We start from the raw sequence: 13918 nt of genomic DNA, 5'->3' as shown, positions 1-13918 counted from the left end.
GGGCTGCTGATAATGATTTGTTTTGTGCGCGTGAGAGGAGCGGATAGGATGGATGAGAAACACAGTGAATGGCAGCAAGAAGAAAAAAGAATAAAGGATATTCAACGGATATTAGCAGAGAAAAAGAATGAGTTAATGGAAAATAACAAAGAATTGATGGGAGATATACTCGAGCTTCGCCAAGGGTTTTGGGACGATGTTACCGTCAATATGGATGAACCCGACGAAGCGATTGAAACATACGCAAGTATTAAACAGCAAGCAGAGCTCTTGTCAGAGAGGGAGAGAAGCTACGGACAGTTTCATAAACTGGTGAAGCTTTACGAGCGCCAGGAGGATTCTCCTTACTTCGGAAGGATCGATTTCCAGGAAGAAGACGGGGAGGTAGAATCTATATATATAGGCATTGGTTCATTGATGGATAAGAACAAAGAAGATTTCCTGATTTATGATTGGCGGGCACCTGTATCAAGCATGTATTACGATTACGCTCCGGGCCCCGTTCAATATGAAACCCCTGTGGGAGAAGTGACAGGGGAGATGAAGCTGAAGAGACAATTTATTATACGGCAGGGAACTCTTCAAGGGATGTTCGATACAGGGCTGACGATCGGTGACGAACTGCTCCAGCACGTACTAGGTGGAAATGCATCCTCCCAGATGAAAAGTATAGTAGCCACGATTCAAAAAGAGCAAAATCAAATCATACGCTATGATAAGAATAAAATGCTGATTGTACAGGGAGCAGCTGGAAGCGGCAAGACTTCAGCAGCTATGCAGCGCATTGCATATCTGCTCTATCGGTACCGGAGGTCTATAAGCGCCGATCAAATTTTATTATTTTCACCCAACCACATGTTTATTAGCTATGTGGCTTCCGTTCTACCTGAACTTGGAGAAGATAACATGCGGCAAGTTACATTCCAGGAGTATGCAGCTGGACGACTGGATCAGGATTTTGAACTGGAAAGCCCATTTGAGCAGCTGGAATACCTGTTGTCTGATCGAGACAGTCAGAGGCTTGAGAGAAGAGTGGCAGGTATTCGCTTCAAATCAGCATTGGATTATAAGAATCTGCTGAATGCTTACGTAAAAGGATTAACTGAGAAAGGAATGAAGTTTAGGAACATCACCTTTCGAGGACAAACCATTGTAAGTGCTGAAGAGATTCACGATTACTTTTATAAACTGACAGGACGTATTCCTAATCGGATAGAAACCGTCAAAGTGTGGCTTCTTGATCAATTGGATGCTTTCCAATTAAAAGAACAGGATAAAGACTGGCCGGTCGAAGAAGCTGCTTTTTTAGCCAAGCATGAATACGTTGAAGCGTTTCATGAACTTGAGGAGCATAAAGAATTTAACGAAGATACTTTCGATGATTTTGACAGGGAGCAGAAGATGCTTGTCAAAATCATCGTGGAAAGAAAAATGCGTCCTTTAAAGAGAAAGATTGAACAATTGAAGTTTATTAAGCTGAGAAAGCTTTATGAACAGATGTTTGATACAATGTCTGTTCCTGCAGAGTTGAGTGAAGAAGAGTGGAAAGATATTGGACTCGAAACAAAAAAAGCGCTAAACAAGAAGTACCTTTATGCTGAGGATGTTACACCTTATCTGTACTTACAGGATCAAATTGAGGGCAGAAACGTTAATACAGTTATTCGACACCTGTTTATTGATGAAGCACAGGATTATTCTCCGTTTCAAATTGAGTTTATCAAGCAATTATTTCCGAATGCACGATTCAACCTGCTCGGCGATTATAACCAGGCAATTCATAACCTTTACACAAAATCCTCAAGTCTATTGGAAGAAGGGGAAGAATTAGAAGAAGATCCGAAGGTGGAACATTTGTATTTAATGCGGAGTTACCGTTCCACTAAACCGATTGTTGAATTTACAAAACATCTGCTTTCGGATGGGGAAAAGATTGAAGCATTTAATCGCGAGGGACAGAAGCCTCGTGTTCATCAGAAAGAAAACGAGGATGAGCTTATTAAATCTATGCAGGAAACCATACTACGCAGGCAGAAAGAAGGTCACGAAACCATTGCTCTTCTGACCCGAACGAAACAGGAAGCGAAAGATTTACATGCGCGTATAGGCGAGGGTTTCTCCGCCCGTTTGATTTATAAAGAATCACAATCCTTTGAAAAAGGTGTTCTTATTCTTCCTGGGTATTTAGCCAAGGGAATTGAATTTGATGCCGTGATTTTACCAGAAGTGTCCAGTTCGACTTATAACAAAGAGGAAGAACGGAAACTATTATATACAGCAGCGACAAGAGCCATGCACGAATTGGATTTATTTTATACAGGAGTGCTGAGTCCATTGCTCCAACTGGTATCAGAGGATTTGTATGAGAGAAAATGAACAACAGCTTCTGCGTTGCAGAGGCTGTTTGTTTCGATAAGGTGAATTAGTAGGGGACGGAGGCGTTGTATTGCTATAATAAACGATAGATGTAGGAATAAAGGAGATTAACAATGATACAGGAACTTCTTCAGTCGGACAAGTTTATTATGCTAGTAGCTTTACTATTAATTACAAGTATTCTCGTAACAAAATTTTCAACAAGACTCGGGGTCCCTTCTCTTGTCTTATTTATTGCCGTAGGAATGCTGGTCGGGAGCGATGGACTGGGGTTAATATATTTTGATAGTGCTGAAGTGGCACAGCTTGTCGGTGTATTCGCCTTAATTATCATTTTATTTGAAGGCGGTATGCAGACGAAATGGAATAATATACAGCCAGTGATTGGCCCGTCGGTTACGCTTGCAACTATTGGGGTACTGCTGACAACGGGACTGGTTGGTGTAGCGGCAAGGTACATATTAGGTCTGGATTGGGTGGAAGCTATGCTGCTTGGGGCGATTATTGGTTCCACGGATGCGGCGGCTGTATTTGCGGTGTTAAAAGGGAAAAACGTAAGAGACAGACTGGAGGCTACGCTAGAAGCCGAATCGGGTACTAATGACCCCATGGCTGTGTTTTTAACCATTACGTTCATTCAAATTTTAACCACGGGAGAAGCGGAGATTCTTCCATTGATTGGATCCTTCTTCTGGCAGATGGGAGCAGGACTTCTCATTGGTGCTCTCGTTGGTTACGCCGGAAGCTTCAGCTTAAATCGTATTAACCTGGATTCCAGTGGACTCTATCCTTTATTTGCACTTGGATTTGCTTTTTTAGCCTATAGTGCGAGTTCACTCGCGCAGGCGAGCGGATTATTAGCTGTATATGTAGCGGCTGTATTTATCGGAAATGCAGAGTTAGCTTATCGTTACTCGATATTGCGTTTTCACGAAGGTTTTGGGTGGATGGCCCAAATTGTGATGTTTATTATTCTCGGGCTGTTTGTGTTTCCGACCGAGGTTTTTACACTATCGGTTATGATGGATGGACTGCTAATTGCACTGGCTCTGATTTTAATTGCCCGTCCGTTGGCAACATTTATCAGTCTAGCTTTCTTTTCCTTTAGTATAAAGGAGAAATTGTTTCTATCCTGGGCAGGACTGAGGGGAGCCGTTCCCATTGTATTGGCGATATTACCGATGCTTGCGGGCATAGAGAATAGTCAGCTGATTTTTAATGTTGTCTTTTTTACTGTACTGACGTCCACTCTCTTTCAAGGCTCATCGATTACATGGGTAGCGGAGCGCTTTAAGCTGGTTTCGGATAAGCTTACCAATCCGATCCATTCCCTGGAATTGATTTCAATCGGGAAAGCGAATGTGGAATTAATGGAATTTGATGTGGTGGAAAATAATCAGGTAGTAGGGCAGACGCTTGAACATATTGAACTTCCTGATCGTGCTTTAATTAATGCGATCATAAGAGAAGGCGATGTCATCACTCCCTATGGACAAACAGAGATTAAAGCAGGGGATACCCTTTATATTATGGTGTCACGGAGCAGTAAGAAGGAAGTGAAGAAATTGTTGCAAGCCGTTAAGCCTGGAGAGAGTGCTGTGAACCACGAAAAAAACCGAGCTTAAGGCAGCTCGGCTTTTTTCGTAGCAGCTATGATATTTTTGGTCGTTCGCTATGATATGAAGAATACAATTCTAATTATAGGTAACTTGTACGCATTTGTAAACCTTTTCCCCATAAAACATGAAATATTTACTAGTTATTTACATAAATTCAATCGAATCAGATCGACAATTGTTATGTAAGAAATAATCCTATACAATGGAGAGAATAAGGAGGAATGCCCGGTGGATAAAAAAATAGGATTTATTGGCTGCGGACAGATGGGACAAGCAATGATCCAGGGAATGATTGATGCGAAACTTATGAAAGCGGAAAATATAGCAGCAACCGCTCTCTCGGATGAAACCATCGACTTTGTCTCAGATGAATATGGAATTCACATTTCAAATGACAACAAGCAGCTTGCACGTGAAAGCGATTTACTATTTCTAGCTATTAAACCTTACATTTATCATGGAGTTATTCAGGAAATAAAGGATGAAGTTCCTCCGGACACCGTTATTGTTACGATTGCAGCGGGAATTACACTAGATGCAATCAAAGAAGCATTCGGCCGCAATGTTAAGGTTATTCGTTCAATGCCTAATACGCCTTCTCTTGTCGGAGCAGGTATGAGCGTATTATGCCCAAATGATTTCATTACAGAAGAGGAATTGGCGGATGTAATGGAAGTTTTCAAAAGCTTCGGGGAAGCAGAAATTATTGAAGAAAAACTAATGGATGCGGTTCCTGCGATTAGCGGTTCTTCTCCAGCCTTTGTTTACATGTTTATTGAAGCAATGGCTGATACAGCTGTTCAGCAGGGCTTTCCCAGAGATAAAGCCTATAAAATTGCCTCCCAGGCTGTTCAGGGGGCGGCGAAGATGGTTAAGGAAACAGGCAGACATCCAGGTGAGCTGAAAGATGCCGTGTGCACACCTGGAGGCGTTACAATTGCAGGAGTGACAGAACTCGAGCATTCCGGTATGCGCAGTTCCATTATTCAGGCTATGGAAGCTTGTACGAAGAAGTCGAAAGAATTGTCAAAAGGTGAATAGACTTCTCAGAAGCCAGATATGACATGCTTGTCGTGTCTGGCTTTTTTTAAGGATACGAAACTTTTAGAGACATTCTTTCGTATCTATGGTAGATGATGGAGGAGGTATGGTTTATGTGGAGAGAACCGGCACAGCGGATTTCCGAGCGCGCCTTGTCCTTATGGCGGGTCTACGGAGCTATTCAGGCAGGCGTTACTCTTCTTGTTAGTATAGCAGTTGGAGCAGCCGTCTTTTTCTGGGGCTGGCCTGAATGGCTGCTTGCAATTGCAGCTGGAATTATTTTATTGGAGTTGATCCTCTCGGTATGGTTAATCCCTGAACTGAGATGGAAACGTTGGCGTTATGAAGTGACGGAACAGGATATTGAGCTTCAGCACGGGATTTTTATTATTCAGAGAACACTCGTGCCAATGGTCCGAGTTCAGCATGTGGATACAGAACAGGGCCCTTTACTTAGAAAATATCGTTTGTCCACGATCAGTATTTCAACAGCAGCTACGGTACATAAAATTCCTGCACTTGATGAACAGGAAGCGGAGGAACTTAGACGTTCAATATCTTCTTTAGCAAGGGTGGCTGAGGATGATGTATGAACCCAAGCGACTTCATCCAGTATCTGCTGTTATTAATTTCGTTAAAGGATTAAAAGACTCTGCTCTTCCTATTATCGCGCTTATTTTCCTGAATGGTAATATATTTAGTGGAGAAGTAGAGTGGATGCCTCTGTTAATAACGGTTGGTTTTCTGCTATTAGTACTAGGCGGAGGGGTGATTCGCTGGCTCCGTTTCACTTATAGAGTAGAACAGGGAGAACTGAGAATTGAACATGGGTTAATTCTGCGAAAAAAGCGATATATTCCTTTTCACCGCATTCAAAGCCTGGATTTCTCTGAAGGGATCTTTCACCGTCCTTTTAATCTGGTGAAGGTATCCATTGAAACAGCCGGATCAAGTGATCTTCAGAAAGCGGAGGCAGAACTTACAGCGATCAAGCGAGAAGATGCTGATGAATTAGAAACCATTATTTCAAGAGAAAAAAACAAGCGTACGATAGAGGAAGATGGTATAGAAGAAGACCGTGTAATTTCCTCCAGGGAAAAGGTTTATGAGATGAAAATGAAAGACATTGTTGTAATGGCTATTACTTCAGGGGGGGCTGGAGTCGTTTTATCAGGAGTAGGAGTATTTGCCTCCCAGCTTACCGAAGTTCTGCCATTGGGCACGATTTACAGTGAATTCCTTGCCTGGCTTCGCATCGGAGTTCTGGTAGTCGCATTCGCTGCATTTGTTATTTTGTTGATAGCCTATGGCATTTCGATTCTGCTTACCATTTTCCGTTATGCAAACTTCAGCGTTTTTCTTGATGCGGATGACCTCGTGATTACGCGGGGCTGGCTAGAGAAAAAACAAATGACGATTCCATTAAACCGGATTCAAGGCCTCAGAATTGATGAAAATTTAATCCGGCAGCCACTTGGATATGCTTCGGTTACGCTGGTTAGTGCTGGTGGAGCTGTGCAGCAAGGTGCCGAGCATCAGCTTCGGCTTCTTCCATTGATTAAAAAGAAAGAGATCGAACAAGTATTGCATCAGATGATCAGTGATTATGAGCTGGATGTAGAGTGGAACCGGCCGCCGTCCAGATCAAAGCGCCGCTATATTCTGCGTCATTCATGGTTCGCTTGGCTGGCCGTCATTCCTCTGAGTATTTTCCTATTCCCATATGGACTGCTTGCGATACTCGCTGCTCTTGCGTTTACAGGGATCGGTTTCCTGGCTTATAAAGATGCGGGTTGGAACCTGTCTGATCAGCAATTGACGCTGAAGAGCCGGTTTATTAATAAGCAGACGTTTGTTATGAAAAGGAAACGGATCCAGTCGGCTGCCGTTACACAGACCATCCTTCAGAAGCGGGTGGATCTGGAAAGTATTCGTGTAACTTTGAAATCGGGTGTAGGGGGCGCCGTCGCACGCTGTCTTTATTTAGATAAGCAGGACACCCGCCAGATGATGGACTGGTATCGTCCGAATGACAAAGTGGAAAAAAGGTCTGACCTCTAGGTCCAGGCCTTTTTTATGTAAAATAATCATTAAAACACGAACGTTAAAGTTAAAAGGATTGATTTTTGTTCGTTTTCGTCTTATGATTAGAAACGTTGTGATTTTACATGCGAGACAGGGGATTTAAAAATGAAGAAATTATTTAAATTAGAAGAAAACCATACGAATGTAAAAACTGAATTATTAGCCGGAGTCACTACGTTCCTAACGATGGTGTATATCGTGGTAGTGAACCCGGGCATCCTTGAAGCGGCTGGTGTGCCATTTGAACAAGTATTCATGGCGACTATTATAGCGGCTGTGGTTGGAACATTAATTATGGCCTTTGCCGCCAATTATCCGATTGCCATCGCACCCGGAATGGGTATGAATGCTTATTTCGTCACTGAGGTTATTCAGCAGGATGTCAGCTACTCCGTCATTCTTGGAACTGTATTTTTAGCCGGTGTTCTTTTTGTTATTCTAAGTCTGACTAAACTTAGAGAAACGTTAATTACTGCTATACCTGCTTCCTTAAAATATGGAATTACTTCAGGTATCGGTTTATTTATAGCTTTTTTAGGCCTGCGCATGTCAGGGATCATCGTAGCGAGTGAAGAGACGCTCGTAACGCTTGGGGATTTGACCGCACCAGGTACACTATTGACCATTGGTGGATTGTTCATTACGTTAATCCTCATTGCGAGGAACGTGACGGGCGGCTTGTTCATCGGTATGGTAATTACAGCCGTAATTGGCTATTTTACTGGTCAACTGGAGATTGGCGGGGTTATGTCCGTGCCGCCAAGCCCTGTTTTCTGGGATATGGATATTGCAGGAGTATTTACGAATAGTTTATACACCGTTATTTTTGCGTTCCTGCTCGTAACGATTTTTGATACCACCGGTACGATGGTTGGGGTAGCTGAGCAGGCAGGGTTTATACGTAAGGATGGAAGTCTGCCGCGAGCGAGAGCTGCTCTAATGGCTGACGCTTCTGCCACTACGGTGGGAGCCATGTTCGGTACTAGTCCATCTTCTGCTTATATTGAATCTTCATCCGGAGTAGCCGCGGGTGGAAGAACTGGACTGACGACTGTAGTAGTTGCTGGATTATTTCTTCTGTCTATGTTCTTTGCTCCGTTGGTGGGAGCCGTTTCAGGACTGCCTGCTATTACAGCGCCTGTACTGATTATTGTTGGTTGTTTTATGATGGAAGGTCTGGCTAAAGTGAATTGGACCACCTTTGATGATGCCTTCCCTGCTTTCATAATCATCCTTACTATGCCGCTTACGTCCAGTATAGCTACTGGAATTGCACTTGGATTCATTACGTATCCTGTTTTGAAACTGGTAATGGGGAAAGGAAAACAAGTACATTGGATTCTCTATGTATTCGCAGTAATCTTCGTCCTGCAAATGGCCTTCTTCCCAGGACACTAAGGAAAGTTGCCTCTCCTGGTTGAAGTTAAAGTATAGCTCCCATTACTTGAAGACTCAATTTCGAGATAACTCCGGTCTGTTGCAAAAAAAATGAGGGCGGCTACGGAAACAACTCGCTTTCCTACGGGGAACTGGTAAGCCTCCTCAGTCGCTATCGCTCTTTGTGGGGTCTCGCCTAGCTCCTTCTCCCGTGGGAGTCTCGTCGTTTCCTTCGCCACCCAAACGATATCTAGTGAACGGACCCTGCTATAGAAGAAAAGACTCTAGCTGAGTCTGCCTTAAATGCTTATATAACAGGGTTGCTACGCTTTAACAAACGTAAAAATCAGCATAGATGACCTTGTTCATTGTAAGACGTTAATGCAGAGATTTCGTGCTCTCAATAATCGCAAAGGGGCGGAAGAGAACGGCGAAGACTCCTGCGGGATGAACATGACAGGTGAGGCCCCGGAAGGCGCCAGCCTGAGGAGACTCAACGCATATAAGAAGTTCGACTAAGACCTCCACGTCGTGTGGCAACGTCGAACGACCCTGCATCGTGCAGGGCCGGAAAGCGAGCCGTTCCCTGGAGCCCCCCTTTCTCTACACAATATCTCGAAACTGAGTCTTACAGTAAACGGCCCTACTCTGTAATAAGCAATTATAAAAAAACCAGGTGGACGGTTATCCGTTCATCTGGTTTTTTTATGTGTAATGGAAAATTTGTATAAGGACTGCCTTTATGTGGAAGCCTAGAAGCAGGTGATGCTAAATGGGATTTCTAAGAAATTTATTAGGAACTAGAGATAAAATTGAGGATTCGAGCCATAAAGGTCAAGACCAACAACCGAACCAGCCGAGCTCTAAAAAATTATCCGAAAATGTGGAATACCTTTTAAATGAATTTAAGAGAACAGATGATTTAAAAATAAGAGCCATGAATAATGGCCAGGCGGTTCTTATGTACTTTGAGCCTCTTGTTGATCAAGAGAAAATACAGCAAAATATTTTCACCCCTCTAGAAATGGGCCATGTTGAACATATATCGGAAATCCCGAACGCCAGAAGTTCTGAAAATCTGGAAGAGATGATTCCTACCCTGCTGCGCGGCCATGCGGTTTATATGGAAGATGGCTCCAAGACTATCACTCGTTTCAACGTAACTTCAGTATTCAACCGAAATGTCGAAGAGCCTCAAAATGAAAAGATCGTCCGTGGCTCGCATGATGGGTTTATCGAGAATTTAATGATTAATCTTAACCTCGTTCGGAAGAAAATTGAACATCGTGATCTGGTAGTCAAATATTTCAAAGTTGGAAAGAAGACAAATACCAATATTGCCATAGTTTATATGGATGGAATTGCTGACCCTGAGATCGTTAAAAAAATGGAAGAACGAATCAAAGCGATTAGTGTAGACATGATTCAAAGTCCTGGGTATATTGAAGAATTCATTGAGGATAACCCTTATTCCCCATTTCCGCAGATGCTGAACACAGAACGTCCTGATCGGGTAACCGCCAATATTATGGAAGGACGCATTGCTCTGATGGCAGAAGGCAGCCCGACTACATTAATCGCGCCTTCAACTTTTTTTATGTTTTATCAGGCGTCAGATGATTATAATGCCAGATGGTACACGGGTACATTTGTACGGTTAGTGAGGTTAGCTAGTTTTATTATAGCCATCGGAATGCCTGCTTTTTATATTGCTGTTATCAGCTTTCACTATGAAGTGCTTCCAGATGAGCTGCTGCTGCCTGTGAAAAGTTCCATTAATGAAATAGCTTATCCTCCGATACTGGAAGCATTAATAATGGTCGTCATTATAGAATTAATACGAGAATCGGGGATCCGGCTACCCTCACCGGTAGGACAGACGATAGGAATCGTGGGAGGTCTTGTCATTGGGGACGCGGTTGTACGGGCAGGTCTTGTGTCCAATTTAATGGTCATCGTTGTTGCTTTGACAGCGATTGCCTCATTTGTCGTTCCTTCGAATGAATTAAGTACCACTCTGAGGTTGATGACTTTTCCATTAATTTTCCTGGCTGGTACGTTTGGTTTTGTAGGAATTGTGTTTGGCTTTCTGTTTTTAACCATTCATTTAACCCGACTGGAATCTTTTGGAGTTCCTTACTTTGCACCAGTAGCGCCTCTAAGTATCAGTGATTTGAAAGACACGTTTGTCCGGCTTCCTTTGTTTATGATGAAGAAGCGGCCAAAAGATGCCCATCCGTTGCAAGAAAAAGCTATGGGGGAGTCTAGAGAGTGGGTGCAGCATGAGCCAGACAACAATAAAAACTAAATTGTCCCGCCGCCAATATTTCTTTATTATCGTTCAAACAGAAATTGGCGTTGGGATCCTGTCCCTGCCCTATGATCTCCATTCTGCAGCTAAGCAGGATGGCTGGATTTCTCTCTTAATCGGTGGTGTTCTCCTCCAAATCGTGCTGTTGGTTATTTGGCTGATTGCCAAGCGTTACCCGGATAAAGACTTCTTTCAGATCCAGGAGGCCGTATTTTCCAAGTGGATTGGAAAAGGGGTTTCTTTGTTGTATGTTGCGTACTTTTCCATGGTGGCGATGGTTATTCTGCTTCTATTTGTGCGCCTTATTAGTCTCTGGGTTCTTCCGCAGACTCCGTTCTGGATCCTGGCACTCTTAATGATCCTCGTGTGTTTATATCTAGCATCCGGGGGTCTCAACACGATGGCAAGATTTTATACATTCGTCTCGATATTCCTTGTGGTGCTTGTAGCTTTTGTCCTTTATGCTTTGAAAGACACCCAGCTTACGTTTCTTTTTCCAATCCTGAATTCTGGCTGGATGCCTGTAATTAAAGGAGCAAATGAAGCGGTTCTATCTTTTTTCGGATTTATCATCAGCCTGGTTATTTATTCGAAGGTAGAAGGCAGCCCAGCACAGAGACTGCGAACCATTTTTTATGCCCACTGGTTCGTCGTTTTGTTTTATCTATTCACAGTCCTTGTAAGTTTTACATTCTTTAGCCCGGTTGAAATGAGCTTCATACAGGAACCTCTGCTCTACATGCTCAAGTCATTTGAATTTGTGATTGTCGCAAGATTAGATCTGTTCTTCTTATCCATTTGGATCGTGAATGTAGCGACTACTTTGACCACCTATGTGTACATGACTGGTTTGGGACTCATGGATGTGTTCAACACTAAAAAGACTGCACCCTCTTACATGATTGCTGCACTCCTTATTTTGATTCCGCCTTTGTTTATTGGATACAACATGGAAAGGGTAGACGAATTTAATAACTTTGTCGTGTGGCTTGGCTATATCTTTTCCGTAGCTTTCCTATTTATTATCTATTTTGTCAGCCTAATCAGAGGGAGTTTACAGAAAGGAGGATCATCATGAAGAGGAAGTCGATTTGCATCTTAACATGTCTTTTGTTATTAACCGGGTGTTGGGATACGCGACAATTTAAAGATGTAAAATTGGTACTCTCGATCGGATTCGATCAAAATGATGATGGCACCCTGACAGAAACCGTTTCTATTCCCACCGTCAAAAGAAGTACGGATGGACCAACTAGCGAAACGGTTCAAGTCCTTACAACGGAAGGTAAAACTCCCCGGGAGGCCAGGGACCATACGGATCAGATGATCGCTAACACGTTTGATCCTTCCAAAGCCAAAGTAATATTAATGGGAGAAGAATTGGCCAAGAATTCAATTCAGCCGATTTTTGACCAATTTTATCGTAACCCGAACAATAATTTAAATGCGTATATAGCTGTTGTAGATGGAAAAGCAGAAGACGCAATTCGAATGACCCCTTCCAATGAGTCTGGAGTGAGTAAATATATCAGTGAACTCCTGGAAGGACAAATCAATGCGACTCATTCTACTGGAGAGAATATTGAAGTGCTGCATGGGGAATTGCTCGAGCCGGGAATCGATTTTGCGGTTCCTCTGTTAAGTATAGAAGAAGAACAGGATATGTTGAACTTTGAGGGGCTGGCCTTGTTCCATAAAGATGCTTATACGGGGGAATTTATACCCAACCACCAAACCACTCTACTGATGTTATTGGAGGGGATAAGAGGGAAATTGGCGAGCTTCACATTAAAGGTAACGGATGAAGAGGAAAATGCAATTAGGAACTACCTCACCTTTCGGGTGATGAGGAACAAGCAAGACATGAAAGTCAAGGTGGAAAACGATCAAGTCACCGCTGATATTAGTATGAAATTAAAAATAAGAGTCGTTGAATATCCGAGCAATCACTTGACCTCTAAAAAGAAAATTAAGAAATTGAATAAGAAATTATCCGAGCTGCTGACCGAACAGGCTGAGGAGATAATAGCAACCATACAAGAGGCTAATAGTGATGTTTTCCAAATCGGCCGACACGTGCATTCGTATCACCCCGATTATTGGAAGAAGGTTAAGTGGGATGAAGAGTTTCCTAATATCACGATTACTCCAAAAGTGGAAGTGGATATTGTTCAATATGGCGTAATTAGTTAACTGAAGCTGTAAACGATTCTTTGGATTTTATAGGGATAAACTATTTGGAAGTTTGATTTATGTAATTTTACGTTCACTAAAGTAACTCACAAACACCTGCTGACTATGCCTTCAGCAGGTGTTTCTCTCATTAGAGTACATATTATGAGAGATTTGAGCCAAACTACTCCTGACTAGAATACAAAGGAGCGAAAATACGTGAAAAAATGGTTATGGATAGGTGTTCTTATATTATCAGCCGTCATGTTTATGCAAAGCCCTCAGACTACTCAGGCTGCTACAGACACTTATGTGGTTAAGAGTGGTGATACCTTATGGAAAATATCAAAGCGTTACCAAATTGGCCTCTCAGAGATTATAAACGCGAACTCTCAGTTTAATAATCCGGATTTAATCTACCCTGGAGACCGGGTGACGATTCCATTAAAAAGACAAGTAAAGTCCACAGAACAGCAGGTTATTGATTTAACGAATCAGGAGCGCGCTCAACAAGGACTGCCCGCATTAAAAGCGAACTGGCAGCTTTCTCGTGTAGCTCGCTACAAGTCTAGAGATATGGCACAAAAGGGGTACTTCTCACACAACTCCCCTACCTATGGTTCTCCTTTTAACATGATGAGAGACTTCAATGTATCGTATCGCAGAGCAGCGGAAAACATTGCTGCCGGTCAGAGTACGCCAGAACAAGTAGTAAACGGCTGGATGAACAGCCCCGGGCACAGAAAAAATATTCTCGATCCGAATCTGAAGCAGATCGGTGTAGGATATGCCAGCGGTGGAAGCTATGGCCATTACTGGACCCAAATGTTTATTACTAAATAGAAGAACAGTTTTAACCTCTGGTGGAAAAAAACACCGGAGGTTATCTCTTTTTCAAGCATACTCTGTCGCGTACACTAGGGTTTGTGAGAAAAAT

General features: G+C 42.7%; 10 protein-coding genes. All 10 read left to right on the top strand.

Annotated features, from left to right (window positions below; translation table 11 throughout):
* Positions 1 to 48: 48 nt before the first annotated feature.
* The 10 genes from helD to safA all read left to right on the top strand — a co-directional run bounded on the left by helD (position 49) and on the right by safA (position 13824).
* Positions 49 to 2376, top strand: coding sequence for an RNA polymerase recycling motor HelD (gene helD, locus LCM11_RS15830; protein WP_224895271.1), 2328 nt, complete (start codon positions 49 to 51; stop codon positions 2374 to 2376).
* A gap of 113 nt (positions 2377 to 2489) precedes the next feature.
* Positions 2490 to 4001, top strand: coding sequence for a potassium/proton antiporter (locus tag LCM11_RS15825; protein ID WP_224895270.1), 1512 nt, complete (start codon positions 2490 to 2492; stop codon positions 3999 to 4001).
* Between the two features lie 222 nt (positions 4002 to 4223).
* Positions 4224 to 5036 (top strand): pyrroline-5-carboxylate reductase, encoded by an 813-nt coding sequence (gene proC / locus LCM11_RS15820; RefSeq protein ID WP_224895269.1) that lies wholly within the window; start codon positions 4224 to 4226, stop codon positions 5034 to 5036.
* 113 nt (positions 5037 to 5149) lie between these two features.
* Positions 5150 to 5629 carry a PH domain-containing protein gene (locus LCM11_RS15815; protein WP_224895268.1) on the top strand — a complete coding sequence of 160 codons (480 nt, stop codon included), beginning with the start codon at positions 5150 to 5152 and terminating at the stop codon, positions 5627 to 5629.
* Entirely contained in the window at positions 5619 to 7097 is a 1479-nt protein-coding gene (locus LCM11_RS15810) for a PH domain-containing protein (protein WP_224895267.1), read from the top strand. The genes LCM11_RS15815 and LCM11_RS15810 overlap by 11 nt, the downstream gene beginning before the upstream one ends.
* 129 nt (positions 7098 to 7226) lie before the next feature.
* Positions 7227 to 8519, top strand: coding sequence for an NCS2 family permease (locus tag LCM11_RS15805; RefSeq protein WP_224895266.1), 1293 nt, complete (start codon positions 7227 to 7229; stop codon positions 8517 to 8519).
* 751 nt (positions 8520 to 9270) lie between these two features.
* Entirely contained in the window at positions 9271 to 10806 is a 1536-nt protein-coding gene (locus LCM11_RS15800; protein WP_224895265.1) for a spore germination protein, read from the top strand.
* A complete protein-coding gene (locus LCM11_RS15795; protein WP_224895264.1) occupies positions 10781 to 11887 on the top strand; it encodes a GerAB/ArcD/ProY family transporter in 1107 nt (368 codons plus the stop codon). The genes LCM11_RS15800 and LCM11_RS15795 overlap by 26 nt, the downstream gene beginning before the upstream one ends.
* Positions 11884 to 13002 carry a Ger(x)C family spore germination protein gene (locus tag LCM11_RS15790; protein ID WP_224895263.1) on the top strand — a complete coding sequence of 373 codons (1119 nt, stop codon included), beginning with the start codon at positions 11884 to 11886 and terminating at the stop codon, positions 13000 to 13002. Before LCM11_RS15795 ends, LCM11_RS15790 begins: the two co-directional genes overlap by 4 nt.
* A gap of 198 nt (positions 13003 to 13200) precedes the next feature.
* Positions 13201 to 13824, top strand: a complete 624-nt coding sequence (safA, locus tag LCM11_RS15785; protein ID WP_412098155.1) for a SafA/ExsA family spore coat assembly protein — start codon at positions 13201 to 13203, stop codon at positions 13822 to 13824.
* The last annotated feature ends 94 nt before the right edge of the window (positions 13825 to 13918 follow it).

Source organism: Halobacillus halophilus (assembly GCF_020171985.1).
GTDB classification, from domain to species: Bacteria; Bacillota; Bacilli; order Bacillales; family Halobacillaceae; genus Halobacillus; species Halobacillus halophilus_A.
Note: the sequence above shows the minus strand (reverse complement) of the source record. Positions and strands in the feature narration are given on the sequence as shown.

Excerpts from the sequence above, each read along its gene's own strand:
- helD (WP_224895271.1), top strand. The coding sequence starts at position 49 with ATGGATGAGAAACACAGTGAATGGCAGCAAGAAGAAAAAAGAATAAAG.
- LCM11_RS15825 (WP_224895270.1), top strand. The coding sequence starts at position 2,490 with ATGATACAGGAACTTCTTCAGTCGGACAAGTTTATTATGCTAGTAGCT.
- LCM11_RS15815 (WP_224895268.1), top strand. The coding sequence starts at position 5,150 with ATGTGGAGAGAACCGGCACAGCGGATTTCCGAGCGCGCCTTGTCCTTA.
- LCM11_RS15810 (WP_224895267.1), top strand. The coding sequence starts at position 5,619 with ATGATGTATGAACCCAAGCGACTTCATCCAGTATCTGCTGTTATTAAT.
- LCM11_RS15805 (WP_224895266.1), top strand. The coding sequence starts at position 7,227 with ATGAAGAAATTATTTAAATTAGAAGAAAACCATACGAATGTAAAAACT.
- LCM11_RS15800 (WP_224895265.1), top strand. The coding sequence starts at position 9,271 with ATGGGATTTCTAAGAAATTTATTAGGAACTAGAGATAAAATTGAGGAT.
- LCM11_RS15795 (WP_224895264.1), top strand. The coding sequence starts at position 10,781 with ATGAGCCAGACAACAATAAAAACTAAATTGTCCCGCCGCCAATATTTC.
- LCM11_RS15790 (WP_224895263.1), top strand. The coding sequence starts at position 11,884 with ATGAAGAGGAAGTCGATTTGCATCTTAACATGTCTTTTGTTATTAACC.